Source organism: Candidatus Accumulibacter sp. ACC012 (assembly GCF_907163155.1).
Taxonomy (GTDB): Bacteria; Pseudomonadota; Gammaproteobacteria; order Burkholderiales; family Rhodocyclaceae; genus Accumulibacter; species Accumulibacter delftensis.
Map to the genome: position 1 here is coordinate 103,398 of NZ_CAJQUC010000005.1, position 24,771 is coordinate 128,168.

Annotated in this window: 24 protein-coding genes and 1 pseudogene; 10 read left to right on the top strand and 15 right to left on the bottom strand. The window is 61.9% G+C overall.

Features of this window, described 5'->3' with window-relative positions; genetic code table 11:
* Window positions 1-16 precede the first annotated feature (16 nt).
* The 6 genes from brxF to QZ648_RS08055 form a co-directional block, all read right to left on the bottom strand.
* On the bottom strand, window positions 17-496 hold the full coding sequence (gene brxF / locus QZ648_RS08030) for a BREX-3 system P-loop-containing protein BrxF (RefSeq protein ID WP_366144090.1): 480 nt from the start codon (window positions 494-496) through the stop codon (window positions 17-19).
* A gap of 463 nt (window positions 497-959) precedes the next feature.
* A complete protein-coding gene (locus QZ648_RS08035; protein ID WP_366144092.1) occupies window positions 960-1,301 on the bottom strand; it encodes an HGGxSTG domain-containing protein in 342 nt (113 codons plus the stop codon).
* Entirely contained in the window at window positions 1,280-1,630 is a 351-nt protein-coding gene (locus QZ648_RS08040; protein ID WP_291996645.1) for a hypothetical protein, read from the bottom strand. The genes QZ648_RS08035 and QZ648_RS08040 overlap by 22 nt, the downstream gene beginning before the upstream one ends.
* Complete coding sequence (locus QZ648_RS08045; RefSeq protein ID WP_291996646.1) at window positions 1,620-3,542, bottom strand: DUF927 domain-containing protein; 1,923 nt, start codon at window positions 3,540-3,542, stop codon at window positions 1,620-1,622. The genes QZ648_RS08040 and QZ648_RS08045 overlap by 11 nt, the downstream gene beginning before the upstream one ends.
* The gene (locus QZ648_RS08050; protein ID WP_291996647.1) at window positions 3,539-4,438 is read right to left on the bottom strand and encodes a toprim domain-containing protein; all 900 of its coding nucleotides are present in this window, start codon (window positions 4,436-4,438) and stop codon (window positions 3,539-3,541) included. The genes QZ648_RS08045 and QZ648_RS08050 overlap by 4 nt, the downstream gene beginning before the upstream one ends.
* Before the next feature lie 170 nt (window positions 4,439-4,608).
* Window positions 4,609-4,827: a helix-turn-helix domain-containing protein gene (locus tag QZ648_RS08055; RefSeq protein ID WP_366144094.1), complete on the bottom strand. Its 219-nt coding sequence runs from the start codon at window positions 4,825-4,827 to the stop codon at window positions 4,609-4,611.
* A gap of 101 nt (window positions 4,828-4,928) precedes the next feature.
* Here QZ648_RS08055 and QZ648_RS08060 point away from each other — a divergent pair, with 101 nt between their 5' ends.
* Complete coding sequence (locus tag QZ648_RS08060; RefSeq protein WP_291995979.1) at window positions 4,929-6,224, top strand: ISL3 family transposase; 1,296 nt, start codon at window positions 4,929-4,931, stop codon at window positions 6,222-6,224.
* Window positions 6,225-6,461: 237 nt separating this feature from the next.
* Here QZ648_RS08060 and QZ648_RS08065 read toward each other — a convergent pair whose 3' ends face one another.
* From QZ648_RS08065 to QZ648_RS08095, 7 genes and pseudogenes are all read right to left on the bottom strand, one after another.
* Window positions 6,462-7,169, bottom strand: a complete 708-nt coding sequence (locus QZ648_RS08065; protein WP_291996648.1) for a hypothetical protein — start codon at window positions 7,167-7,169, stop codon at window positions 6,462-6,464.
* Between the two features lie 114 nt (window positions 7,170-7,283).
* The gene (locus QZ648_RS08070) at window positions 7,284-7,514 is read right to left on the bottom strand and encodes a type II toxin-antitoxin system MqsA family antitoxin (protein WP_291996649.1); all 231 of its coding nucleotides are present in this window, start codon (window positions 7,512-7,514) and stop codon (window positions 7,284-7,286) included.
* On the bottom strand, window positions 7,511-7,789 hold the full coding sequence (locus QZ648_RS08075; RefSeq protein WP_291996650.1) for a DUF4258 domain-containing protein: 279 nt from the start codon (window positions 7,787-7,789) through the stop codon (window positions 7,511-7,513). Before QZ648_RS08075 ends, QZ648_RS08070 begins: the two co-directional genes overlap by 4 nt.
* Entirely contained in the window at window positions 7,786-9,024 is a 1,239-nt protein-coding gene (locus QZ648_RS08080) for a site-specific integrase (protein ID WP_291996651.1), read from the bottom strand. Before QZ648_RS08080 ends, QZ648_RS08075 begins: the two co-directional genes overlap by 4 nt.
* A gap of 646 nt (window positions 9,025-9,670) precedes the next feature.
* Entirely contained in the window at window positions 9,671-10,279 is a 609-nt protein-coding gene (locus tag QZ648_RS08085; RefSeq protein WP_291996652.1) for a hypothetical protein, read from the bottom strand.
* A gap of 52 nt (window positions 10,280-10,331) precedes the next feature.
* Window positions 10,332-10,847 (bottom strand): PDDEXK nuclease domain-containing protein, encoded by a 516-nt coding sequence (locus tag QZ648_RS08090; protein ID WP_291996653.1) that lies wholly within the window; start codon window positions 10,845-10,847, stop codon window positions 10,332-10,334.
* Window positions 10,848-10,923: 76 nt separating this feature from the next.
* Window positions 10,924-11,469: pseudogene (locus QZ648_RS08095) on the bottom strand (DUF1016 N-terminal domain-containing protein); the annotation flags it as partial.
* Between the two features lie 70 nt (window positions 11,470-11,539).
* On the opposite strand from QZ648_RS08095, the gene QZ648_RS08100 reads away from it, so the two are divergent.
* The 4 genes from QZ648_RS08100 to QZ648_RS08115 all read left to right on the top strand — a co-directional run bounded on the left by QZ648_RS08100 (window position 11,540) and on the right by QZ648_RS08115 (window position 16,790).
* Window positions 11,540-12,115, top strand: a complete 576-nt coding sequence (locus QZ648_RS08100; protein ID WP_291996654.1) for a hypothetical protein — start codon at window positions 11,540-11,542, stop codon at window positions 12,113-12,115.
* 11 nt (window positions 12,116-12,126) lie between these two features.
* Complete coding sequence (locus QZ648_RS08105) at window positions 12,127-12,864, top strand: alanyl-tRNA editing protein (protein ID WP_169067407.1); 738 nt, start codon at window positions 12,127-12,129, stop codon at window positions 12,862-12,864.
* Window positions 12,865-12,873: 9 nt separating this feature from the next.
* On the top strand, window positions 12,874-16,272 hold the full coding sequence (locus tag QZ648_RS08110) for a mechanosensitive ion channel domain-containing protein (protein WP_291996655.1): 3,399 nt from the start codon (window positions 12,874-12,876) through the stop codon (window positions 16,270-16,272).
* Between the two features lie 332 nt (window positions 16,273-16,604).
* Window positions 16,605-16,790 carry a hypothetical protein gene (locus QZ648_RS08115; RefSeq protein ID WP_169067405.1) on the top strand — a complete coding sequence of 62 codons (186 nt, stop codon included), beginning with the start codon at window positions 16,605-16,607 and terminating at the stop codon, window positions 16,788-16,790.
* Window positions 16,791-16,808: 18 nt separating this feature from the next.
* Here the strand turns inward: QZ648_RS08115 and QZ648_RS08120 are convergent, their stop codons facing one another.
* Window positions 16,809-18,176 carry a sigma-54-dependent Fis family transcriptional regulator gene (locus QZ648_RS08120; protein WP_291996656.1) on the bottom strand — a complete coding sequence of 456 codons (1,368 nt, stop codon included), beginning with the start codon at window positions 18,174-18,176 and terminating at the stop codon, window positions 16,809-16,811.
* A gap of 388 nt (window positions 18,177-18,564) precedes the next feature.
* Between QZ648_RS08120 and QZ648_RS08125 the strand changes: the two genes are divergently transcribed.
* From QZ648_RS08125 to QZ648_RS08135, 3 genes are all read left to right on the top strand, one after another.
* Window positions 18,565-19,701: an FAD-dependent oxidoreductase gene (locus QZ648_RS08125; protein ID WP_169067403.1), complete on the top strand. Its 1,137-nt coding sequence runs from the start codon at window positions 18,565-18,567 to the stop codon at window positions 19,699-19,701.
* A gap of 152 nt (window positions 19,702-19,853) precedes the next feature.
* The gene (locus tag QZ648_RS08130) at window positions 19,854-22,568 is read left to right on the top strand and encodes an HAD-IC family P-type ATPase (protein ID WP_291996657.1); all 2,715 of its coding nucleotides are present in this window, start codon (window positions 19,854-19,856) and stop codon (window positions 22,566-22,568) included.
* A gap of 7 nt (window positions 22,569-22,575) precedes the next feature.
* Window positions 22,576-22,848 carry a hypothetical protein gene (locus tag QZ648_RS08135; RefSeq protein WP_291996658.1) on the top strand — a complete coding sequence of 91 codons (273 nt, stop codon included), beginning with the start codon at window positions 22,576-22,578 and terminating at the stop codon, window positions 22,846-22,848.
* A gap of 42 nt (window positions 22,849-22,890) precedes the next feature.
* On the opposite strand, the gene QZ648_RS08140 is transcribed toward QZ648_RS08135, so the two are convergent.
* On the bottom strand, window positions 22,891-23,046 hold the full coding sequence (locus QZ648_RS08140) for a hypothetical protein (protein ID WP_291996659.1): 156 nt from the start codon (window positions 23,044-23,046) through the stop codon (window positions 22,891-22,893).
* Window positions 23,047-23,107: 61 nt separating this feature from the next.
* On the opposite strand from QZ648_RS08140, the gene QZ648_RS08145 reads away from it, so the two are divergent.
* Window positions 23,108-23,488: a NifB/NifX family molybdenum-iron cluster-binding protein gene (locus tag QZ648_RS08145; RefSeq protein WP_169067400.1), complete on the top strand. Its 381-nt coding sequence runs from the start codon at window positions 23,108-23,110 to the stop codon at window positions 23,486-23,488.
* Between the two features lie 97 nt (window positions 23,489-23,585).
* A complete protein-coding gene (locus QZ648_RS08150) occupies window positions 23,586-24,689 on the top strand; it encodes a hypothetical protein (RefSeq protein WP_291996660.1) in 1,104 nt (367 codons plus the stop codon).
* Window positions 24,690-24,771: the final 82 nt, after the last annotated feature.

Consider the following 24,771-nt stretch of genomic DNA (forward strand, 5'->3'; position numbering starts at 1 on the left):
GTTGCTCTCTTCCCGGTTACTGAATTTCGAAGGGGATCAGGTTGGTGAGGGCGTAGTCGCGATGTTCGGGATGCCCTATGTCGGCATAAGTCAGCCGGCCCGTTCTTGTGTCGCCGTGCAATTCGCCTGGCCAAACGGCCACGACGCCTTTGGCGTGCGCGTGTCGCTTCAGCAGATCGAGCGGATCGAGCTGGAGAGATCGGTCGAACAAGATCTCGATGTTGTCCAGTAGCAGCAGGTCGCCACTCGCATGCTGATCAGCCAGGTCGCGCAGAAGGGCGTTGGTCTGCAGGTGGCGCTGTTTTCGCGGGATTGCCGCCAGCCGGCGACCCAGCTCCGAACCAACGTTCATCGGTTCGGTCTTTGCCCGCTTTCCAAATGCGACCAGCAATGCCGTCTTGCCAGTACGCGGAGCGCCTACAAGAAGGATCAGCTTGCTGTGGAGGGCAGCAACCTCGGTGGCCAACCGTTCAAGTTTCTCAAGCATTGATGGCATACCCCCTAGCCGCGCCGCGTGAGGGCGAGTTGTTATTTTGCTTGCCCTGCCGCCACCGTTATCTTGATGGTATAAGCGGTGAATCATATTCCTGTAATGCCCTACCTACAAGCGAAGCTGGCGCGCATGCAGGGTGGTTGCTATCGGTTCAGCGGCCACCGCCAGCGGATACCACGTCAGTACTTCGGCATGGCTCGCCGCTGGCGTGCAATGAATCTCCCGCGGCTGGTGGTCGACGACGTGCAGCAACCAGACGCGGTGAACTTCGCTTTCCGGATGCCTTTGAAGGGTCCCAGGGCAAAGTTGTCTCAGGTCTCACAACTCTGGTTTCTGGGGCTCCACGCCGACGAAGCAACCTTGGGGTTACCTTGGGGTACCCTTGCCGTTACCTTGCCTATCTATGACTTGGGATTTCTCTGTCGTTGCGCTGCCGACGAGCCAAGCCTTCCTTCAACCTTTCCTCCTACGACTCGGGTTCCTGCTTCTTCGGCCTGCCGCCCTTCCTGCCATTGATCCTGGATTGCTCTTTACCCGCCTCGGTCTTCGGACCCGTGCTCATGCCGCCGTGCCACTTGCAGCGACCACCAAAGTACAACGTCGTGATTTTGCAGGGTGTCCCGGCTCTGGTCTTTGCGCCACAGGCCAAGCCAATCGAATCCGCGGGGCAGGGTGGGCAACGTGGCAGAGGCTGCTGATAACCGCGCTCGTGCCATCGCCGACGAATGGCACCGCACAGCGCGTGATACTCGCGCCAGCGCCGGTGCTTGTCAGGTGTCGCGTCGCTCATGGCGCATACCCGCAGCATCGCCGCAGCATCGCCGGCGCCGCCGGGCGATAGCCACGGATTGCTGACACCAGCCCGCCAGGTTTGGCGACGATGCACGCGCCAGCCTGCAGTTTGCTGCACTGGTGGCAACTTCGCCGGTCGTCAAGATCGTCGCCGTCGCGCCTGTTCGCGGTCAGCACGCCTGCTTCGGCATCCTTTTGGGGACTCCTGTTTTGCGGGGTTACAGGGGTTACAAGGGTGCTGGCCAGTGTTTCCGGGGCTTCCACCGTAACCCCGTCCGCACCATCAAGGGTTACAGGGGTTACGACTTCGCGTACCAGCTTGGCGAGTAGATCATCAATCCCCATGGCTGCTGCCCAACGCATCCGCCTGGACTTCGTAGACGCGCACCGTTCGCCCTCCAATCCTCTCCAGCTTGGATCGCTTGCCGTTCGCGCCTGCTTTGGGGATTACGGCGCAGGCCTCCAACTCGTCAAGCGCCCGGTTAAAGTCGAAGCCTTTCAATGCCTCGCGCATTCCGACCGCCGTGAAAAGATAAAGCCGGCTCCCTTGGCTGTCCCGCCACCAGCCGACCCGCTCGCGAACTGGGATTTCGTTGCTCGCGTCCGCATCAGAAAATCGCCCGTCGCCATGCCGTTCGATGAAGTTGGAAACCCGTTCCAGGATTTGCCGCCGCTCATCGTTGCCACGCCCGCGCAACGATCGCCAGGCCTTGAACGCGACTACCGCCGCCTTGACCGCGTCGCCCTCCGGCCAGCCGGTCAGTCCGTATTCGGTTGCCATTTCGCCGGCCAGCGCGAGTAGTGCGAACCGTCCGGCGGCACGTTTGTCCTGCCCTTCAAAGTCTCTGTGGTTGAAGTCTGGCGAGCCTTTGAGGATCTCCAGTCGTTCTGCGAAGTCGCGCGGATCGTGCGCCAGCCGTTCGAGGTACGCCCGGCCGGCTCGCCCGTAGTGCGTGACCGCGGCCCGCTTGACCGCATCGGATAGCGCCGCGCCGCTCGGTTGATCGTGCAGTACGTCGAAGCAGCCATGCTGCCGCGCGGCCGGAATATCGAGCAAGCGAACCGATTGCCCGGCCTTTGATCGGTGGCCGCCTTCGGCCATTGTCGTGGCAATGGTGCGTTCGCCCGTCGAAACGATGAAAGCCTGCCAGCGGCTGACCGCCCGAGCCGCGCCGGAACGGCTCGCCCGTTGTTTGCCGCGGCCGTTGCCCAGCGCATAGACGATGTTGCCGACCTCGCGCGGGTCACATTCACTGATCTCGTCTAGGGCGAGCAGGCAGTCATTGAACAGGATCGCCGCGCCTTCGATACCGTTGGCCGTTGCTCGCCAACTGCGCCGATAGTTCGCCCCGCCCCAAACGGAGGCAGCCGCTTCAAGTAAGGTCGTCTTGCCGGTTGAGGAATCACCAACGAAGTGCAGCCCGCCACCTTCCGCATTACAGCGTGCCAGCATCGGCCCGGCAAATGCAGCTGACAAGCCGACGATGAACAGTGGATTGCCAACAGCGCGCGCCGCAATTTCGGTACGCCAGCCGTCGAGCGTTCCGCCCTGCCCGTGTTCCTCGTGTCCGCGTTCGCCAGATTGAAAGACCACGCTCGTGGCATCCGGTCCGATCACTGCATCTGGCAGGACGAACACGGCGCCGCACCAGCCAACTTGCAGCGCACAGCGCACCCTTCTTTTTGGGTCTCGCTCCTGGAGGTAGCGCGCGAGGTGGAAACGGCCGCTTGGGTCGATCGACAGTCCCATCGCGAGCAGTTCGCCGCGGAGGTCAGTTCCGTCGCCTCGGAGCAACTCCATGGGCATTGCCCATGTCCGCCAGCGGCCCACCGTGTTCTTGAAGCGCAGCAGCCGCCCGAAGCTGTTGCCGGTACCGTCGAAGGTCTGAGCTTCGACATACAGCGGCCCGCAAATCCAGGAATCCACCGGGACAGGCTCGCAGTTGCGTTTCGGTGCGCTCATCGTGTGAAGCCAGACGCCCGGCCTCAGCTTGCGACCACTATCGGTCACGCTCCAGCCGTCATAGACGCGAAAGCACGGACGGTGACTCTCGGGAACTACGGTAATTGGGTCGTGCCGCGCCTCGGCTTCGTCAGGTTCCATCGCATTGGCGAGCAGATCGGCCACCGTTGTAACCTCTGCAACCCCAGGGACGACGCTCGGGGTTACGTCCGAATCCCCGTCGTCGCGGGTTTGCACCCTTGTAACCTCTGTAACCCCGGAAATCGGTAGTACGTCGAAAAGGTCGTCAGTCATGCCGCACCCTTCCGCAAGTTCGCCAGGTCGTTGAAGTCGGAACCGCTTGCACCCTCTGGGAACTCTGGCACCGCCAGTCGCGCGCCTACGGCCTTCGCCGCCGCGGTTGCTGCTGTCAGGCCCGGATTGCCGGCAGTCTTGCGGTCGTTGTCGGCACAAATCACCAGATCAGCACCCGGCCAGGCAGCCCGCGCGGCCGTCGCCACCGGCAGCAGGTTGCCGGCGTTCATCGCGCACAGGACCGGCCGTCCCGATTCTTCGTGCAGCGTTGCGCCGGTTGCCCAGCCTTCGCAGATCAGCAGGCTTGCCGGGTCCGTCAGATCGCCAATCGGCGAGTGCAGCCCGCCCGCGCGGCCCTTTCTGAAGCGCTTGGCGCCATCGGGCATTATCCGCTGCACGTTCCACAGCAGTCCGTGACTGTCGAACAAGGGAATCAACAGCGCCGCGCCGGATTGCCGAAGGGCGTGCGCTTGCACGCCCTTGGCAATCAGGTAAGAGTGATCCCGATTGGCGGGGACGGCAGCCGTCCAAATGGCTTGTGCATTGCGTGCCCCTACCTCGTGTAACGCCCGCCGCTCTGCCTTTGCCCTGCTGCGCACCTCCTGCACCAGTTCGGCAAATGCCTCGTGTTCGGCCGTACTGATGCGCTTGCCGGCCTCTGACCAAGTACAAGAAAAGCCAGTTTTCCAACTTCCGAAGACGCCTGCAGACCGGCCATCCATGTGCAGGCAATACCAGCCGTTGAGCGATCCGCCACGGTCGCCTTCAACATGGAAGCGATGCAGCGCTCCGTCAGGCTCGACGACGGCAGGGGGAACAATGCCGGCCCGGTGCATGGCTTCGCGGAATCCGGGAACCGGGTTGCCGACGGTCAGCATCGGCGGCCCCTGTTCCACGATTTTTTCTGCTGCCGATTACGTGACGGTTTCACGTCGCTGGCGAGACCGTACCAGCCTGGCAGCGGGTCACTTCGTCCAGTAGAATGTCGAGCGTCGAATGCAGTATTTTGGGTCGCGCGGTTGCCTCCGTCGCGGCCCTTTGTTTTGTGGGTCATCGTCACCGCCCTCTATGCCGTCGCGCCGGTTTCGCGGGTGCGCTTCTCCAACCAGGCGACCAGATCGGTACGGCGGTAACGCACCTTGCGTCCGATCTTCACGAAGGGAAGGTTGTAACGCCCGGTGCACCGCCAAACAGACAGCGTGCCGGGGGCAGTATCGAGAAACAGGGCTCTATGTCGTTTCGTGTGGAACGGGCGCTGGTTTTGGCGGTTTGAGGGGGCGGCGATGTCAAGGGCGGACGCAGTCCGGGCGCAGCCGAACCCTTTACATCGCTGCCCGCTCGCTTACGCTTCCTCCGGGCCGAGGAAGGCAGTCTGCCGCCCTCGGCATGGAGGACAATAGCGGCCTTTCCTCTCGCGGCCTCTTCCTCATGATTGAAACGCTGTTCACCCAGGCTCTGGGCCTCGTTGCTCCTTGGCAGGTAGCTGAAGTCATCTTCAAGCCAGAGTCGGGACGGATCGATTTCCAGGTCCGATTTGGCGCGGCCAATCATGCTTGCCCGGCTTGCGGTGCGGCAGCGCAGCCGCTGCATGACCGCTTGGCGCGTTCCTGGCGCCATATGGATTTCTTTCAGTACGAAGCCCACCTGCATGCCGAGGTGCCGCGAGTGGCCTGTGCCGGTTGCGGCAAGGTCACGCAGATCGCCGTGCCTTGGGCGCGAGAAGGCAGTCGCTTCACCCTGCTGTTCGAGGCTTTGACGCTGATGCTGGCGCCGACCATGTCGGTCCTGGCGGCCGGCCGACTGCTGCGTGTGCGCAGTCGCAGACTGTGGCGCGTGATCAATCATCATGTGGGCCAAGCGCGTGCGCAGGAAAGTCATGCCGAGGTTCGCGTGATTGGCGTCGATGAGACCGCCAGTAAGCGCGGCCAGACGTACATCTCTGTTTTTTATGATCTTGATGCACAGCGCTTGCTGTTTGCGACGCCGGGACGGGACAAGGCCACGCTCGGGAAGTTCGCCAGCGACCTTACCGAGCATGGTGGTCAGCCGACCGCGATCACCCATGTCAGCATGGACATGAGCGGCTCGTTCCAGGCCGGCGCCGCCGAGCACTTTCCAGCAGCCGAGGTCTGCTTTGACCGCTTTCACGTCGTTGCTCTGAGCAGCACGGCGCTGGACGAGGTGCGACGAGCAGAGGTCAAGAGCGAACCCGAACTGAAGGGCACCCGCTGGGGCCTGCACAAGAAGCCCGCCGACTGGACCGTCAAACAAACCGAGACCATGCACTGGTTGCAGCGCTCGAACCTCAAGACCGCACGGGCCTGGCGGATCAAGCAGGCGCTGCGCTCCATCTACGCCACCGCCACGACACCTGACGAGGCCACGCCCCTGCTCAAGCGCTGGCTCAGCTGGGCCAGCCGCTGCCGACTCGAACCATTCAAGCGCCTCGGCAGGACGATCAGCAAGCATCTTCCTGGCGTACTCAACGGTTTTAACGCCGGCAAACACAACGGCCGCGTCGAAGCGATGAATCGATCGCTCCAGGAGGCGCGCGCACGGGCGCGCGGCTATCGCCGCGTCGAAAACTTCATCGCCATGGCCTACCTTATCGCTGGGAAGCTCACTCATTTGCCCGTCTCGCCCTTCGCCCCGTTCTTGCCCGTTCCACAGGAAACGACCTAAACCCAGAAACAGCCCCGCCTCTTTCTCGTCGAGAAGATCGCGGGTTGCTTCGATGATGCTTTGAATGGTCATCGTTCGCTCCAGTAAGGAACTGCATGTTGCAGTTCAGAACCGCACAGCGCAGTTCATGGTGCGAACGATAGAGAAATAGAACGTCAAAAAAAACGGCAAGGGGTTTCCCGTTAAGGGTGTCACCCTTTGCTGCCATCATGCCGTTGCTGGCATTCGAGGGTGTTGCTATTCTTCTGCTTTGCGGCCCGTGGGCGCCCATTCCGGACGAATTATGCTTGCCGCTTGATCGGCAAGCGTCTTTGAATATCCACGTTCCATCAGCCATGCTGCCACGCTAGCATTCTTGGGGTGTGTGCTCCTGTCGTCTCTATCGACGTTCGCCCAAAATGTCGCCGCCGCGCGACTCAAGATAGCGAGTTTGTCGGAAACGAGTCCACGCTGGGCGTGTGACGGCAGCGCCAGGACTGTTCCAGCCGAAGGGGTAACGCCGCGCTCTCCGATGCAATCTATATCGGTACGTTTCAAAAAAACAGCATCCCTTGTTACGTGCAAATCGTCATGAACTAAACCGCCGCCCTCTACGGCCCAGCCCCCAGAAGGCATCCAAAAACGACCGTTGGTGTCTTGTACGGTAAGCGCCGATGCCTTCGCGGTAATCGTCTCTTTCTTGAGAAGTTCGGCAGCCTCCATACTGTCTAACGGGATGAAAAAGAAGAACTTCAATCCCAGACCCTCTGTCACCCAATACGCTGGCGGCTCGTCTGGAGGCGGGTCAGGCGGTTCGTGAAAATAGCCAAGCTCTGCGTGCACAGATCTATTTAATAGCCAGTACAAACGCACTCTTCCTTCTGAGCCAGCAATTAACACCGTATCGGTATCAGTATTAAGCATTTCTGCGGCCTTATTCAGCCGAATATGCGTTGTTTCAATCATCTTGCGCCCTTTCGCTCCCCTTGTTTCAAGACGCCGTGCGAACCTAGGTATCTCGGTTTTCGCCCGCGGGGATCAACCTCGGGCTAGGCGCAGCAAAACTCAAGTTTCCTCAGGTCACGCCGCTACCGCGAAGCGCCGCACGTCGATTTCCACGCCCGCCGCCGCCGCCTGCTCGGCTTGCTTCAGCAAGGCAGCAGTAACGGCCTCGTCATGGAAAGCTTCGCCGCAGTTCTCGCACAGCAGCGCGGGAACCTCGCGGAAAACAATCACCACGTCGCCGCGTTCAAGTGGAACAGTGACAGCGCCGGGGCGGGTTTCGCCGTGTCGGCAGATAGGGCATTTCATGGGTTTTTCCTCGTGGCCAAGTCCGCCAGCCATAGGGCCGGGTCGGGTTCGTAGACGGTAATGATGATGCGCTCGCCATCGTCGGGGTTGTCGGCGAATACCAGATGCAAAGGGCGGTTGCCGGCGAAGCCCAGCCACAGGCAGCTAGGGTAGGGCGTATCGGTCGGGTAGTCTTCGATTACGCGCCCCGACGCCAGCGCCGCGCCAACGTCGGCAGTCGATATGCGGCGCTCGAACATCCGCCGCACCGCATGCTGTCGATAAATCAGCTTCACGCATTGCCCCGCTTCGGCATGGGCAGCACCTCCGCTGCGTTTTTCATTCCGCCAGCTTCCATCATAGCCGCAGTTGCCGTATTGACAGACGCCCGCACCGGGTCAAGGTCGAGACGGGCATAGATCGCTGTCGCCTGTTGGCTCTTGTGGTTCAGGCTTTTGCCAATGATCGCCAGCGATGCGCCCGTCTTGGCCTGCCAGCTGCCCAGGGTCCGGCGCAGATCGTGCAGCGTTACGCCGTCCGGCGTGTTCCTGCCGTAGGGGATTCCGGCCCTTTCCATGACGCGAATGACCGCTTTTTTCGGTTCCTCGATGTGACCGCTCTCGCCGGTTCCCGGGAAAACAAAAACGGCGCTGCTCTCGGCAGCGTCTTGTCGGGCTTGCAGAATGGTCACCGCTTCAGGCGAAAGCGTTACGTTTTGCGGCGTACCGTTTTTCGTATTGGGAATCCGCCAGACGGACTCTTTCAGGTTAACTTCCGTCCAGCGCATCGCGAGCAAGTTGGCGCGACGCGCGCCGGTCAGCAGCGCCAGCAGAATGTAGTCTCGCAAGGTCTCGTTCTGCTCTTCCGCCAGCGATTGGAAGAAGCGGGGAAGCTCGTCGGATCGGAGGAAGCGATCACGGCTTACCTTGGCGCCCGAAATCGTGACACCTTGTGCCGGGTTGGCGTCGACATATCCCCATTCGATTGCCTTGCCGAAGATGCTTGATGCAAGGGCACGAATATTGCGCACCGTGGCCACGGCCTTGCCGGTTTTCTCGGCGTCGGAAAGTGTCCGGGCGATCATCGCACGCGTGATTGTCGTCAATTTCCGCTTGCCAAGGGACGGCTGCAGGTAGTCACGAAAGCGCTGTTGATCGGCAGCCCACGCCTGCTTTTTCTCCCCGTGTCGCCTGCCGTACTCGGCGAAGACCTCGGTGAGCGTCGGTTCCCCTTTGAGCACACGCTTCGCCTGCGCAGGGTTTGCGCCATCCTCGATTTCAGCATTCACCATGGCCGCTGCCTTGCGCGCCTGCTCTACGGTCATCGCGGGGAATCGCCCGAGGGTCACGCGTTCCGGTCCGCCGCCCTTCGTCCGCCGGTACATCGAAAAGGTTTTCACGCCGCTTGCCGACACGCGCAGTTGCAGGCCCGGCGCCTTGGTGTCGTGATAAGTCGATCGCGAGCCCACTGCGGGTAGCGGCAGGGCGAGCAACTTTTCCTTGTTGAATTGCAGCTTCGCGGTATCGTCCATGACCTCTCCTTATGCCCTTGGGGAATCTGGGGTTACGCCGGGGTTACATTGCAGGTAAAAAACCGTCCTGTTTCGTGTAACCCCGGTAAGGTGAGTTTAGCCGCAATGGCTTGCTGTGTATAGCTCTGTTAAGGTTCATTAACCCATCGGTCCACCGGGACTCACGGATTCATAACCCATAGGTCGGTGGTTCAATTCCACCCATCACCACCAACGGATTCAAGCATTTAGCCCCGGTCAAAAGCCGGGGCTTTTTGCTGTCCGGCTTTCGTGTAGACTTCCAGGGCTGCCTCAAAGGGAAGCCGTGCCACTCGGATCAAGGTGTCGGTTTCCGCCTGCGCGCATCAGATCGAGCGGTAACGGAGGCGCCCACCCCGTCATTGCGCGGAGGCGAGGCCGACGCGGCAATCCAGTTCCACGTTCTGATTTCCTTGCCGCCGCCGCATCGACAACGCGAAGAGGCAAAGCTCTGAATTGCCCCGTCGGCTTTGCCTCCTCGAAATGACCTTGGCTACGCCTGCTGGCAATGGCGCGCAGGCGGATATGTCATTTGACAGAACTCGCCTTGGCTGCCGTGGCAGCAGTGTCAAGTCCGTGCAGCGCCAGGAGTACGTACGTTTCACCGCACCTGCAACACGGCGCGGCGCTATCCCGTCATCGCATACACCATGTCGCTGAGCGAGCGCCGGAAGGCCTCGTTCTCTACAAACTGCTTGTAGACCAGGGTGTCGTCCTTGAGCAGCGCCTGCATCATTCGGCTCAGCCCCTGGTCGTGTGCGATACGCGCCGTATGTTGCGTGTTCTGCCGTGCATTCTGGAAGGCTGCGTCAGCAGCAACCTTTGGCGCGATGTCCTCGCGAATACGCCTGGCGACCCGGTCGTTGTCGGCGAACAGGGTGCCGAACTGCTCGTTGAAGGTCTTCAGGATGTTGCTCAAGCGGTCGAATTCTGGCTGGCTGTGGCCATCGCCACCCCCGTCGGTTGGGACAGGCTCGATCTCCGCATCCTCGTCCGCCAGCGGGTCGAGATTCCAATAGTGACGGCAGAGCCGCTTGTACATTCCGAGCACTAAGTCATCACCGCAGAAGTCGAGCAGGCGATCCAGTGTGTGTTCGATGTGCTGAGTATCGCGGCAGCGAGTGCGCAGGATGTCGTCGACCACTGGCCTGTATTCCTGTGCGGCCTGCTGCTGAAGTTCACCGATGCTCCGCGCGAGGGCGACGATCGCCTGTGAAGTGGCGTCGTTGATCTTCATTCGTGGCTTCCAGCGTCAGGCAGGCGCCGGGCGGCCTGTTCCCTGGCGTGTTCTATCGCCTGGTGCAGCCGTTTGCGCAGCAGTGGCAACGGCGGTAACTCGGTGCGGTACTCGCTGACGCGGATGGACTTGGCGTCGAGTTGAAGCAGTTCGACCTGCTCGGCGTCGGCGGATGCGCACAGGATGAGACCGATTGGCGCTTCTTCGCCAGTTCCCGTTCGTATTTGTCCAGCCAGCGCAGGTGGCGGTGGAAGAACAGCGGGTCGAGATGAAAATCGTCCTTGCCGACGCTTAGGCGCTTCTGCCGGGCAACGAAGGCGAAGCCGGTACCAAGCTCCAGCAGCACGCACTCGATCTCGCGCAGGATGGCGCTCTCGAGATCGCGTTCGATATAGGCCCCCGTGAGTCCGAGGAGATCGAGAAGGTACGGATCGCGGAAGACGATGTCGGGGCTCATCGGCCCCTCGCCAAGTTTGCCGATCTCTGCCGAGATGACGGCTTGCGGCTTCTTCGACAGGGCGGTGCGCTGGTACAGCATGCCGACGATCTTCAGGCGCAGGGTACGCACGTCGCAGCGCTCGATGCGGCACATCTCGGCGTAGAAGTCGCGGGCCAGCGGATCCTTGATCGGCCGGCAGTAGCTCGACGAAGTGGCTCCCGCTCAATGTTTGCGACAGCGTCGCAAGAATCTGCTCGTCGGTCGTCCACTCGGCGAATCGGGCCATGCGCGTCAGGGCCGTGTAGCTGAAGCCGGCGCCGAACTCGGCGGTCAATTCTTGCGACACGGTCGCAAGAATCTCCTTGCCGTAGGCCGCGCGTCCCGCCTGCAGGTTTTCTCGCAGCAGGCGGCAAGCAAGCTGCCAGCACAGCCGCGTGTAGGTGACATTGGCAATGCTGGCCAGCCGCTGGCGGGGCGAGCGGACGAGAGTTCGCAGATCGCCCAGCAGGGCTCCTTGGTCAGCGGGAATTGTCTCGCCTGCCGTGGGCACAGACTTGGTCACTGCCTGCTTTGCAGCGTCACGGTCGGGCCGCTTGATCCCTTTCTTCATGCGCCTGTCCCGCCCTTCAGCAACCCATCCAGCAGTCCCTCGGCTTCCTTCTCGATGGCCAGGATATCCGCACTGATCTCTTCCAGTGCGCGCAGCGGTTGCGCTTTGTAGAAGTGGCTCCAGGCGCCGGATGACGCACATCGGCAGGATTACGTCGGGGTACTTGCCGCGCCTGAAGAGGTCGCGCAGGACATCGTCGGCGATGCCCCAGATGAAGGAGACGATCTTGTTATGTGTGGCCTGGTCCATCAGCGCTTCGGTTCCATTTCTTTTACTGGGTGAGGCGAGCCCACTCACTCCGGAAACGGGCAGTGTGTCGCAAGTGTCAGGCATGCCGAATATTCAGCCAGAGCATAACCCGCAACCCATGAATGACGGCTGCGGTGAGGCGACGAAGCGGAAGAATCAAGGCGCTGCTTACCGGAAAATGGTGCGCAAGTCACGATGGTCGCTGCCAGAAAACTATGCGCGATTGCCGCGTTGTTGGTTTCTCGCGGTGACGGCGTCGCGACTGGAGCGGCTAGCAGCGTCGTCGTCATTGCGAGCCAAGCGAAGCAATCCAGGGAGCACGCTGCGCGAAGGCAACGGCCATATGTCCAAGAATCGATCGATCAGTCGCTCAGTCGGCGCTTCAATTTCACCCCACACTGCCAATAAATTCAGCCATTTAGCCCATGTGTTACGAGGGCTTCTCCTTTCCGGCTACCGCGTAGCGGTATACACTCAAAGTCCTCAATTTGCCTTGATCGCCCGCAGTGACAAGTTCGGCGGGTGCGGCTTTCCTTGACAGGACCACCGATGACCGAAGAGCTGTTTCGCGAAGACGCCTCGCTTGCCACCTGTAATGCCCGCATAACGCGCGTCGACGAGCGCGGCGTGCAACTCGATCGCACGGTTTTCTATCCGCTGGGTGGCGGCCAGGCAGGTGACCGAGGCATGTTGATCCTGCCTGACGGTAGCGAGTTGGAGATCTTCGATACCCGCAAGGGTGCGTTCCCGGGCGAGATTCTGCACCTGGCGGGCGCTGCGCAGCAGGGGCTGCTGGCGTTGTTGAGCGTCGGAACGCCGGTCACCGCCCAGATCGACATGCCGCGCCGGCAGCGGCACATGCGCTTTCATACGGCCACGCACCTGCTGTGCGCGCTGGTTCCGCAGCCGGTCGACGGTTGTTCGATCACCGCCGATTACGCGCGCCTGGACTTCCACATGACTGCGCCGCTCGACAAGTCGGCGCTGAATGCGGGCCTGGCGCGCCTGGTCAAAGAGGCGCATCCGGTCAGCCAGCGCTGGATTACGGAAGCCGAGCTTGATGCCAACCCGGGCCTGGTGCGCAGCATGAGTGTCAAGCCGCCGCGTGGCCTGGGGCGGGTGCGCGTGCTCGAGATCGAAGGCGTCGATCTGCAACCCTGCGGCGGCACCCATGTGGCCAACACGGCCGAAGTCGGTACCGTCATCGTCACTCGCATCGAGAAGAAGTCGGCGATGACGCGCCGCGTCGTGCTCGGTTTCGCGCCGCTCGTCGATAGCGCGCGCTGAGCAATGTCCATGCCCTTGCGCGGACAGGGACGATCCGCTCCCGGCCGGGCGACGTTTCTGGCGCTCATTGTCCGCCGCGCCATCATGCCCATCGTTCTGCTCTGGGCATCGCTGCTCGGCGCCCAGGAAACGCTCTTGCCGGGTGTTGCGGACCTGCAGCAGCGCCTGGCGTCGGTCGAGCAGTCCGGCACTCTCAGCGCTGCGCAGAAAGCCGAAATTGCCGCCCTGTATCGGCTGGCCATCTCCCGCATCGAGGCTGCCGAGCGCTTTGAAGAGGAGGCTCGCGCCTATGCGCAGGCGCTGCGCGACCTGCCCCGCGAGCGGCAGCGATTGCGCGCCGAGCAGCAAGCCTACCGACCGCCGAAAGTCGCCAAAGACCTAGAAAAGCAGCCGCCGAGCGTTGTCGAGCAGGCGCTTCTGGACGTCGTGGGTGAGGAAGCGATTCTGCGGACAAAACTCGCCCGGGTGCAATCCAGCGTGCAGTCAGAACGCGCTCTGGCGCTCAAGCAACTGCTCAGCACCGCGCAAGAGAGCGTGGACAAGGTCGACAACAGCGCGCGTGCAGTCGGCACCTCCGAGCAAACTCAGCTGGCCGAGGCCGCCGCTCGCGCTGCCGACAAGCGCCTCGGGCTGGCGCGGATCGAGGCCTTGAGCGAGCGCCTGGCCAGCCGACCGGCACGCCTGGCACTGATGGAGGCCGAAGCCGACCTGCTGGCTGACCAGCTGGCCAGTACGACGGACTACATCGCCGCGCTGCAAGCCATTCTGGGTCGCGTTCACAAAGCCGGGGTGAGTGCGCTGGTCAGCGATCTCGAGGCCTTCATGCAGTCGCTGGGTGCGGCGCCAGAGGACTTGCTGGGTTTTGCCGAGGGCAATATCCGCCTGTCCAGATTGATCGACGAAATACTGGTAAAAAGGCAGCAGGCGGAAGCCGAGAGCGCTCGCCTGCGCGGCGCCGTGTCGCTGCTCAACAGCAAGCTGGAAACGCTCGATCGCCTGCTCAATCTCAATCAGCTCGACGCCTCGGCGGCCTTCGGTATCGCCTTGCGCCAGGAAAGGGACAAGGCTTCGGACGCCATCAACATCGAGAGCGCCCGCAGCAAGGCGGAAGGCGAACTCGAGGCCAGCCGCATTGCCCTGTTTCAACTGGAGGAGAAGCGCCCGCCCTACGACCTGCCCAGCAAGCCGGCGCTGGAAAAGCTGCTGCGTGGGGCTACCCAGGACTGGGGCGCGGCGATCGACAGCCTGCTCGAACAGCGCCGCAGCCTGATTACCCGCCTGAAGAATGAGCAGGCGCGCTACGCCGATGAACTGTTCGTGCTGCTCACCCAGCTCAAGTATTTCTCCGATCGCTCGCATACCTACCGTGATGCGCTCGAGAGCCATCTGTTCTGGATTCCCAGCGCGCAACCGATGGGCATGCAAACGCTGCGCGCCGCGGTTGATTCCATGGCCTGGCTTTCGGAGCCCGCGCACTGGCAGGACGTGCGGCAGGCCGCCGCCAGAAATCTGGATCACCGCCTGCCGGGATTCCTCGGCCTGCTGCTGCTCCTGGTGCTCGCCATCGCCAGCCGTGGCCGCTTGAAGCAGCGCCTGGAGCGGATGGCGCCGCGGATCGGCAAGGTGCAGTCGGATGATCTGGTACTGACCCTGGAAGCTTTCGCGATCACGGCGGCTCTTGCCTTGCCGCCGGCGTTGCTACTTTTTGGACTGGCCTACCTGGCTCACAGCCATACGGGTTTCGCCCGCAGCCTGGAGACCGCGCTTATGACGGGTGGCGTCCTGATCCTGTTCATGGAGTTCCTCCTGCAGCTGGTTCGTGCCAAGGGCGTCGCCGCCGTGCATTTCGACTGGAGCCTGTCAACGCTGACCCTGCTGCGCCGTAACACCCGGCGGCTGATGCTGCTCTTCGTGCCGATCACCATCGTTATGGTCCTGGTTTCGGTGCACGCCGCCCCGGAGATACGTGACGGCCTGGGACGGATTTCCCTGATCGTGTTCTGTCTGGCGATTGCCTGGATCGCTTCCCGGCTGTGGCGCCTGTCGCGTCTCAGTCTCGCCGAGACCGATGGCGACAACTGGCTGTGGTACATCGTCTACCTGTGGTATCCCGCACTAATGCTCATCGCGCTGGCGACGATTGGCCTTTCCCTGCTTGGCTACCACTACACCGCTTCACAGCTGCTGCGGCTAACCATGCAGTCGATCGTGCTGATCACCATGGCGACGCTTGTGCACGCCACGCTCGAGCGCGCTTTCTCCGTCTTCGAGCGGCGAATGGCGCTGGCACGGGCGCGCGAAGCGCGTCACGCGGGCCGGGATGCGGGCACGCAAACGATCGATCGCCAGGCGGCCGAACGCGCCGCCGACGCCATTCCGGAAGCCTTGCAGAGCTACGAAATCGACCGTCACACGATCAGCCGGCAAACGCGCGCACTGCTCCGCCTGCTCGTCCTGCTAGGCATTGCCTTTGCCATGGCTTGGATCTGGCAAGGCCTGTTGCCGGCGGTGCGCACGCTTGACGAGATCGTCCTCTGGCGCCTCGGCGCTGCCGACGGCACGCTGCCACAGCAGGTGGTGACCCTCTGGAGCCTGATCGTCGCGGCGACGGTTTTCGCCATCGCCATCATCGCCATCCGGAACCTGCCCGGTGCGCTCGAAGTGGCCGTCCTCAGCCGCTTCGATCTGGCTCCCGGCACCGGCTATGCCATAACCATGCTGCTGAACTACCTCATTGTTCTCGTCGGGCTGATTGCCGCGTCGAATCTTCTCGGCATCGACTGGACGAAGCTGCAGTGGCTGATCGCAGCGCTCGGCGTCGGCCTGGGCTTCGGCCTGCAGGAAATCGTCGCCAATTTCGTTTCCGGCATCGTCATTCTCTTCGAGCGGCCGTTTCGCGTCGGCGACATCGTGACCATTGCCGGCCATACCGGCACGGTGACGCGCATCCACATTCGCGCCACGACCATCAGCGACTGGGATCGCAAGGAACTGCTCATCCCGAACAAGACTTTCATCACCCAGGATTGCATCAACTGGACCCTGTCCGATCCCATCACGCGCTTGATCGTCCCCCTTGCCGTCGCCTACGGAAGCGACGCGGAGCAGGTGGTCGACACCCTGATGGAGGTCGCGCTGAACAACGAAAGCGTTGTTGACGAGCCAGCGGCAGCGGCGCTGTTTCTGCGTTTCGGCGAAAGCGGTATGGAGTTCGAGCTGCGCGTGTTCACACGCGTGGTCCTCAACCGCAGCATCGTCACGCACGAACTGCACATGGCCATCGACAAGGCCTTTTGCGAACGCGGAATCAAGATCTCGTACCCGCAACGCGACGTGCATCTGAGCACAGGTTCGCCTCTCCAAGTCCTCATGACGGCGCCAACGGCCGAGCCGGGAGCGACGCCATAGCCATGTGTAGCGCCTGAATCGAGTTGGCCATTCGACCCTGATGGTCAGGAAAGCCAATTCACAGCCGCCAGTCCCCTGGGTCGCGTCACGACCGCCGCAAGGGGCTGCCTCAACGACCACCAACGCTGCGCCTCCTCGCAATGACCGTGCGTGCGGGATGATTGCCGAGAGTCTCATCAAGAAAGCAGCACTATACTAGCGCTCATACCATCACTGCTTACAGCAAGGCAATGAGCACCGACCGTGAAGAACGCCAGGAGGCGCTCTCGCGGTAAGGTAATTGTCTTCTTGCGTTCTGGCCGCGTTGATCGCCGCCTTTTTTGGAGATTGCCATGTCGTCGTGGGGCTGTCCGCATGAAATCAAGGGGCTATGTGCCAAGGTGAAAAACCTGGTTTGTGATCCGGGGATGAAGGGCTGCGAACTCGCCGGCCGCTACGTCTTTTTCGGCAGTGAGGACAAGAACAAGCGACTACGGGAAAAACAGGCGCAGGCGACTGGCCAGAAGCCGAGCAAATAGGCTGGCTGCGCGAAGCGGCTACTTCGTTCCGCGGGGCCGGCTTTCCTCGGCCTGCTCAAGCACCCCGAGGGCGTTCAAGCGCCGGTAGAGCGTCCGTTCCGACAGACCGGCATGGTGCGCGAGCTCTTTTCGGCTACCGGGAAAACTGGCTGCAAGATCGAGCAGTTGTGCATCGCTGAGGTTCAATTTTTGGCCCGATTTTGGCCCCGATTGCGGGCTTTTCGTCGCCAGCGACCGCTGTCCCCCGCCAGCTGCGCTTGCCGGCAGGTGCCGCAGGTCGATTTCATCGCTGTCGCTCAGCAGGCAGGCACGTTCGAGGAGATTGCGCAGTTCGCGGACATTTCCCGGGAAATCGTAGTCGAGCAACCAGCCGATCGCCGCGCGGCTCAGGCGCGGCGAACGTCCGCCAGAAACTCTCGGGAGCAGGGTTTCGGCGAGCAGCACAATGTCTTCCCGCCGTTCCCGCAGTGCCGGCAGGAAGATCGGGAAAACATTCAGGCGATAGTACAGATCCTCCCGGAAGCTTCCGGCTTCGACCATTTCGGCCAGCGAACGGTGTGTTGCCGAGATTACCCTGATGTCGGCCTGGCGAAGCTCCGTGGAGCCCACCCGCCGGAAGGTCCCCGTTTCAAGGAGGCGCAGCAACTTGACCTGAATCGACAGTGGAATATCACCGACCTCGTCGAGGAACAGGGTTCCCGCTGCTGCCGCTTCAATGAGGCCGATCTTGCGCGCCACAGCCCCGGTGAAAGCGCCGCGCTCGTGGCCAAAGAGCTCGCTCTCGAACAAGGTTTCTGTCAATCCTGAGCCGTCGACCGCAATAAACGGGCGCTGCGCCCGCCGGCTCAACTGGTGAATGGCGCCGGCGACCAGTTCCTTGCCAGTACCCGACTCACCCTGCAGGATGACTACTGCTTCGGACGGTGCCACCCGCGCCACCAGTTCCATCATCGCCAGAAAGGCCGCTGACCGCCCGATCAGGCCACGCGCATGCTCATCGCTGCGCGGCACCGGCAGCGGGTCGATCTTCTCTATGAAATAGACCATCTCGCCGTCGGCGTTCCGAATGGGCGTCAGCTCGATGTCTTCGAGGCGTTCGCCGAGCGGGGTGTGATGCAGATGCACGACACGTTCCCGCTGACCGGAGCGCAGACTGCGCAGCAGCGGACAAGATCCACCTGCCTGGTCGCAGGGCACGGCATATCGGTGCGATACCTCGTAGCAGGTTCGGCCAATGATTTTCTGCTGCCCCTCCCATTTGGCGCGATAGCTGTCGTTGGCGGCAATGATGCGGTAGTTCCGGTCACACAGGATATGCGGCTCGACGAGCGACTCGAGGAAGGAAATCAATTCGGCGGGAGGGTGGGGGTTTGGGGTAGGGGTCATTGCTGCCAATCATCTTGTTGCCGTGCAGGTCGCGTCCGCGACCCACGAAGCTCTCTTCTCCCTCTGCACGAGAAGGGTCGGGGAAAAAGGGAAGGGGGGAACGGTCAAGACATTCATTATCAGCGCTGTCTCGACATGTCGTGAGCGTTTGCTCTGCCAAATACTGCCATGTTTTGGCAGGCGGCAGCGATCGTCAGCCCGTGAAAATAGTCCGCTCACCGTCAAGCGCTGTAAATACCGGGCCTGTTGCGTGCTGCCACTGGCTGGCACGATTCTTGAGTGCTGAATGCTGATGCCCTTCACGGCCGATGCCCTCGGCCTTGTAGGACCGTGCGCCCTGCCGCCTTTTAGCCCCCTGCAACCCCCTGCCAACAAGAAGCCTCCTTTCATGAATCCACCCACCCGCATTACCGTCATCGGCGCCGGCTTCGGCGCGCTCTCCAGCGTGCTTGAAATCCGCCGCCGCGATGCGAAAGTCGAGATCACCGTGATCGCGCCGCGCGCGGAGTTGCACTATCTTCCCGGCACCATCTGGATTCCCTCGGGCCTGCGCAGGCGCGAACAGCTGATAGTGCCCCTGGCGAACTTCTTTCGGCGCATGCAGGTGATGCACGTGGCCGCGGAGGTGACGGGCCTGCGTGACGGCGGGCGGGTCGTCGAGACCACGGCCGGCGACGTCGGTAACGATGCGCTGGTGATTGCCAGCGGCGGGCGCTTCATCAAGAAGCTGCCGGGCATCGAGCACGCCATCACCCCCTGCGAGGGGATTGCCGCAGCCGAACAGATTCGTGACCGCCTGCGCGCCATGCACGGCGGTGTCATTGCGGTGGGATTTGCGGGCAACCCCAACGAGCCTGCCGCCGTACGCGGCGGTCCCATGTTCGAGTTCCTGTTCGGCATCGACGAGCAGCTCAAGCGCGAGGGCCGGCGGGAGAAGTTCGAGCTGGTGTTTTTCAATCCGTCAAAGGAACCGGGTCAGCGTCTCGGCCCGAAAGCGGTCAACTACCTGCTGGCGGAAATGGACAAGCGTGGCATTCGCACCCACCTCGGCCACAAGATGGAGCGCTTCGAGGCCGACCGGGTGGTCACCGCGGGTGGCGAGTTCGCCGCCGACCTCATCCTCTTCATGCCCGGCATGACCGGCAACCTGTGGTTTGACACGACCGCACTGCCGCGTTCGCCGGGTGGCCTGCTCCAGGCTGACGCGCAGTGCCGTGTCGTCGGCAGCCAACACCTGTATGTGGTCGGCGACTCCGGCAGCTTTCCGGGCCCCGACTGGATGCCCAAGCAGGCCCACATGGCCGACCTGCAGGCCGCCGCCGCGGCAGAGAACGTGCTCGCCGGCCTGCGCGGACAAACGCCGAGCGCGACCTTCAAGGTCGAACTGATCTGCATCATCGACGCCATCGATCACGGCACCCTGGTGTTTCGCAACCCACGGCGCCAGATCATCCTGCCCTCGTCGCGCCTCTTCCACTGGGCCAAACGCTTTTTCGAGGGCGTGTACCTCAGGAAATACCGCTAGTTGCCGCTAGCGGACTCCCCTTGCCGCAGAACCGATGCCCCCTGTCAGCACGACGGCCAGATGAGCCATCGCCGCCCGGTCGAATTATGATTGACTCATCGCTGCGCCTTGCCCGCGCAAGCCCGGCCCCGATATCGACCGAGAGGCGTGCCATGACTCATCATGAAGAGACAACCGTGCCTGCCGACCAGCACCGCATTCCGCTGGAAGCCTTGCGGCAGCGCCTGCACTGCACAGGGGACGGACTGAGCAGCGCCGAGGCCGCCCAACGACTGCTCGAGTTCGGTAGCAATGAACTACGCGTACGTAACGAAACGCCAGAGATCGTCAAGTTCTTGCGCCAGTTCGCGAACTTCTTCGCCCTGCTGCTCTTCGTCGGCTCGGCACTGGCGTTCTTTGCCGATTACCTGAAGCCGGGCGAAGGCAATTTCTACATTGGCGTCGCGCTGCTGGTAGTGGTCTTGCTCAACGCGCTGTTCACCTACCTTCAGGAGCAGCAAAGCGAACGCATCATGGAGAGCTTTCGCAACATGCTGCCACCGATGATCACGGTGCAGCGCGATGGGCAAATATCGCGCATCGAGGCACGCTTGCTGGTGCCGGGCGATGTCATCCTGCTGGAAGAGGGCGACCGGGTGCCGGCCGACGGGCGACTGCTCGAGGTGAATCAGCTCAAGGTAGACCATGCCTCGCTGACCGGCGAGAGCGAACCGCAGTTGCGCAAAATGGCCTGCACCCACGAGCGGCTGATGGAGAGTCGAAACATGGTGTTTTCTGGCACGTTGGTGCAAAGCGGCAACGGCCGTGCGCTGGTGTACGGCACCGGCATGAACACGCAGATCGGTCAGATCGTGCAATTGACCAAGGCGGCGGGCACGGTGGAGACGCCGATCCGCAAAGAGCTGCGCCATTTCATCCGCGTCATCTCGGCCATCGCCATCGCGCTCGGCGTGCTGTTCTTCGCGCTCAGCATGGTGCTCGGCAATCCCCTGATAGGCAGTTTGATATTCGCCATCGGCATCATCGTGGCCAACGTCCCGGAAGGTCTCTTGCCCACGGTGACGCTGGCGCTGACCATGGCCTCCAAACGCATGGCGAAGAAGAACGCGCTGATCAAGAATCTCGAAGCGGTCGAGACGCTGGGTTCAACCACGGTGATCTGCACCGACAAGACCGGCACCATCACGCAGAACCAGATGCAGGTCGCCACGCTGGTGCTGGGCGAGCGCGAATGGTCGGCCGCTCAGAGTGGTTTGCAGCAGGCGGAAGGTTTCGCCGATGCCTGGGCCGTCATGGTGTTGTGCAACAACGCACGGCTGACCGAGCAGCACTATCTCGGCGATCCGACCGAGGGCGCCCTGCTGGTTCTGGCGCAGCGTTTGCAAGCCATCGGCGATGTGGCGGCGCGCTTCCCGCGCTTGCACGAAAGTCCGTTCGACTCCGCCAGAAAACGCATGATCACCACGCACAAAGCTGGGAGCGGTCAGCCCAATCTCGCCTGCATGAAGGGTGCGCCCGAGGTCGTTTTCACAAAATGCACGCATCGTTTGCATCACGGCGAGCGGGTCGAATTCGCTGAGTCGGCTCGTCGTACCGCGCTGGAACTGTACGAAGTGCTGGCGGCGCGCGGCGAACGGGTGCTGGCGCTCGCCTGCAAGACGACCGACGCCGATGCGGCCAGTGAGGAGGGTTTCGTCTATCTGGGCCTGGTGGGCATGCTCGATCCGCCACGCCCGGAGATCGCCGAAGCGATTGACCGCTGCCGCAGCGCAGGCATCCGCGTCTTCATGATCACCGGCGACTACCACACCACGGCCGAGTCCATCGCTCGTCAGGTTGGCCTGTTTACCGGCGACGGGCAGGTGGTGGTGGGTGAAAGATTGCTGGAAATGAGCGAGCAGGAGCTTTCCGTTCTGCTGGATAGTCGGGAGTTGGTGTTCGCACGCTCGACACCTCGACAGAAGCTTCAGATAGTCAAGGGATTGCAGAAGAAGGGCGAGATCGTCACCGTCACCGGCGATGGGGTGAACGATGCGCCGGCCTTGAAGAATGCCAACATGGGTGTGGCAATGGGCGTATCCGGTACCGAGGTGGCGAAAGAGGCGGCGGACATGGTGCTGATGGACGACAACTTTGCCACCATCGTGCAGGCCATTGAGGAGGGGCGCACCATCTTCTCCAACATCAAGAAATTCATCGCCTACGTCCTGACCAGTAACGTCCCCGAGATATTGCCCTTCATCGCCTTCGTGGCGATCGATGCGCCGCTGGCGCTGACCGTGGTGCTGATCCTGACCATTGACCTGGGCACCGACCTATTGCCAGCGCTGGGGCTGGGGCGCGAGTTGCCGGAACAGGACGTGATGAAACAGGCACCGCGCCGCCGTGACGAAAGACTGCTTACCTGGCCGCTGCTGGCTATGAGCTACGGCATCATCGGCATGCTGCAAGCCGCTGCCGGCTTCTTCGCATTCTTCGTCGTGCTGCATCGGGGAGGCTGGGTGTGGGGCGTCGAGTTGGCGACCTCCGATTTGCTCTATCGCACTGCGGTGACTTCCTTCTTTGCCGCCGTGGTGATCTGCCAGGTGGCGGATGTGCTGATCTGCCGCACGCGTCGGCAGAGCATCCTGTCCGCCGGCATCTTCCGCAACAAACTGATCTGGGTGGGTATCGCGGTGGAACTGGCGCTACTCGCGGCGATCTCGCAAATCGAGTTCCTGCAGCCATTCTTCGGCACCGCACCGATAGGCTGGTTCGAGGTCTCGCTGGCATTGCCGTTCGCGGCCGCGATTCTGTTGGGTGACGAGTTACGGCGCTTCCTGATCCGGCGTGACAACCGCTTCGTGCAGCGCTGGCTGACCTGGTAGCCGGACGATGCAGAACTCGGCGCTGGATGGCCAATGGTTGGCAGACGTAGATTTTCAATTCGTCAAAGGAACCGCACCAAGGATAGCGGCCGCTACCGGACTCCCCTTGCCGCAGAGCGGATGCCTCATCACTGTCCGCAAGACTGCCATATTGTGCCGCTTTGACTGCCACATCGGCAGCCAGGCACCAAAAAGAAGCGTCAGCGTGCGGCTCGCGCATCTTCAAGCCATTGCTTTCTCGCTGTTTGTTCCGGTGCTCGAACGCTGGCACGAATCTTGATAAGAGTTGACTGATGTTGGCGCATAGCCGCCAGTTGATGATTCAAGGATACCGACCTTCGAGGATAGCGATGTTCAAGAACACGCCGCCAATCTGGAGATTCCCCCACACCGCCATCTGGCCGACCGCCGCCCGCTGATCGGCGGCGACACGAGCGGGCAGGCCTGAGCGCTGGCGTTCGAAAAAGCGAGTCGGCATGTCGCCGTCACAAACGGCCGCTTCGCCATGACACGAGCAAATTGCCAGGAAAGGACAAATCATGCAAATCGCCGTCACCAGCCAGAATCGCAAGACGATTACCGAACACGCCGGCAAGTGCCGCAAGTTCTGGATCTACGACCTTGAAAAGGGTGTCGTGACCGGAAAGCGCCTCGTCGAGGTGTCCATGGAGCAGAGCTTGCACGCCAGCTCCGGGCTGCTTGCCGAACCGTTGGCCGACATCAATATCCTGATTACCGGCGGCATGGGGCCCGGCCTCCATGCGCGCTTGATGCAAAGCGGGATTCTTCCGGTAATCACCATGGAGGAAGATCCCGATGCTGCGGTGACCGCCCTGCTCAGCAATCGTCTCCCACGATTGCCTGTTCCGCGGCACCATTATTGCCATGAGCACGGTGATTTTTTACACCTCGCGAGCTAGAGGGCCACTATAGCCATGGCATATAGTCGTTCGGCGCAATCGTCACTGCCTGCACCTGTACTGGTATCCGATCGACCCGGTTTTTGGCTGGATGCACGTGCGTATCCAGACCTGGGCAGCGTACGCCACTCAGATTTACGTCAATGGCCGGGAGTGGCTGTGTCGGCAACTGCCGCCAGTGGGTGTCGCCTTCGAGCGGAGCGACAACAAGATTCTCTGGGTGTCGGATTTCGAAGCCACCGCGGCACTTGCCGAGCAGTTCAACCACACCGACTGGCCTGCGTTCCTGATTCGCCAGGTGGCCAGCGGCAATCCGCTCTTGCCGGCCATCGCCGCGGCGAAGTTCGACGGCTACTGGTTTGGCATGGACCAGGCCGAAGTGGCCACCGATATCCTGTTCAAGTCCAGAGCCGATCTCGAACGTATCCACCAGGACCTCGTCCATGCCGCCATCACCGGCTTCGGTGCCACGGACATCATGCGCTTTCTTGGCCAAAAACCTCATCACCTCTTCACGGGCGAGGTCGTGATCGACAGCAAGAAGCGGCCCGAAGGGTGCCGGATCAAGTTCCGTATCCGACGCAACTCCGTCAAACTTTACGATCATCTCAACGTCTTGAGAATCGAGACCACCCTCAACAATCCGGCAAAGTTCAAAATCCTCACCTCGTCCGAAAATGCCGAGGGTCAGGTCGTCTGTCGGTGGTCGTCGATGCGCAAAGGGGTCTCGAATTTCTGGCGCTACGCCGAAGTCGCTCACGGCGCCAACGCGCGCCTGATCGACGCCTTGGCCAATGCTCCTCTTAAAGGTCAGGCGATCAAGGCCATCGATCGCTTCTGCCGGTCACAGAGCAAGGCCGGTCGGCATGTCGCCGCTTTCAACCCGGTCACCGCGGAGAACGTCGCTCTGTTCACCTCGCTGCTGGCCGGCGAGTTCGCCATCAATGGCTTCCGCAACCGCGATCTCCAGGGCAAGCTTTATTCGGCCCCTGCCAAGAACCCCGCCGAAATCAAGCGGCGTACGCATCGAACCAGCCGCCTGATCGCCAAACTGCGCGGCCATGGCTTGATCGCCAAAGTCACCAACTCTCGTCTCTACCGGGTCACGCAAAACGGCGTGAAAGCAATGTGGGCCGCCGTCCGCCGCCGTCGTATCGACTTTCCAGCCGCCTTCAACAGGTCAGAATCATTCGCGCAATAGAGACAGGTCCTGCGGGGGAATTTCATAGGGTGGTTGTCCCTGAAATGCGGGTGTTGGCGGGGCGCATCCAATTTGCGTAGGC

What these genes read in the sequence shown, in the direction of transcription:
- QZ648_RS08065 (WP_291996648.1), bottom strand. Translation starts at nt 7,169, where the DNA reads ATGATTGAAACAACGCATATTCGGCTGAATAAGGCCGCAGAAATGCTT.
- QZ648_RS08115 (WP_169067405.1), top strand. Translation starts at nt 16,605, where the DNA reads ATGTCGTCGTGGGGCTGTCCGCATGAAATCAAGGGGCTATGTGCCAAG.
- QZ648_RS08040 (WP_291996645.1), bottom strand. Translation starts at nt 1,630, where the DNA reads ATGGGGATTGATGATCTACTCGCCAAGCTGGTACGCGAAGTCGTAACC.
- QZ648_RS08035 (WP_366144092.1), bottom strand. Translation starts at nt 1,301, where the DNA reads ATGCTGCGGGTATGCGCCATGAGCGACGCGACACCTGACAAGCACCGG.
- QZ648_RS08070 (WP_291996649.1), bottom strand. Translation starts at nt 7,514, where the DNA reads ATGAAATGCCCTATCTGCCGACACGGCGAAACCCGCCCCGGCGCTGTC.
- QZ648_RS08105 (WP_169067407.1), top strand. Translation starts at nt 12,127, where the DNA reads ATGACCGAAGAGCTGTTTCGCGAAGACGCCTCGCTTGCCACCTGTAAT.
- QZ648_RS08100 (WP_291996654.1), top strand. Translation starts at nt 11,540, where the DNA reads ATGAAGGAGACGATCTTGTTATGTGTGGCCTGGTCCATCAGCGCTTCG.
- QZ648_RS08120 (WP_291996656.1), bottom strand. Translation starts at nt 18,176, where the DNA reads ATGACCCCTACCCCAAACCCCCACCCTCCCGCCGAATTGATTTCCTTC.
- QZ648_RS08060 (WP_291995979.1), top strand. Translation starts at nt 4,929, where the DNA reads ATGGAGGACAATAGCGGCCTTTCCTCTCGCGGCCTCTTCCTCATGATT.
- QZ648_RS08145 (WP_169067400.1), top strand. Translation starts at nt 23,108, where the DNA reads ATGCAAATCGCCGTCACCAGCCAGAATCGCAAGACGATTACCGAACAC.
- QZ648_RS08110 (WP_291996655.1), top strand. Translation starts at nt 12,874, where the DNA reads ATGCCCTTGCGCGGACAGGGACGATCCGCTCCCGGCCGGGCGACGTTT.
- QZ648_RS08135 (WP_291996658.1), top strand. Translation starts at nt 22,576, where the DNA reads ATGCAGAACTCGGCGCTGGATGGCCAATGGTTGGCAGACGTAGATTTT.
- QZ648_RS08085 (WP_291996652.1), bottom strand. Translation starts at nt 10,279, where the DNA reads ATGAAGATCAACGACGCCACTTCACAGGCGATCGTCGCCCTCGCGCGG.
- QZ648_RS08125 (WP_169067403.1), top strand. Translation starts at nt 18,565, where the DNA reads ATGAATCCACCCACCCGCATTACCGTCATCGGCGCCGGCTTCGGCGCG.
- QZ648_RS08140 (WP_291996659.1), bottom strand. Translation starts at nt 23,046, where the DNA reads ATGCCGACTCGCTTTTTCGAACGCCAGCGCTCAGGCCTGCCCGCTCGT.
- QZ648_RS08045 (WP_291996646.1), bottom strand. Translation starts at nt 3,542, where the DNA reads ATGACTGACGACCTTTTCGACGTACTACCGATTTCCGGGGTTACAGAG.
- QZ648_RS08080 (WP_291996651.1), bottom strand. Translation starts at nt 9,024, where the DNA reads ATGGACGATACCGCGAAGCTGCAATTCAACAAGGAAAAGTTGCTCGCC.
- brxF (WP_366144090.1), bottom strand. Translation starts at nt 496, where the DNA reads ATGCCATCAATGCTTGAGAAACTTGAACGGTTGGCCACCGAGGTTGCT.
- QZ648_RS08130 (WP_291996657.1), top strand. Translation starts at nt 19,854, where the DNA reads ATGACTCATCATGAAGAGACAACCGTGCCTGCCGACCAGCACCGCATT.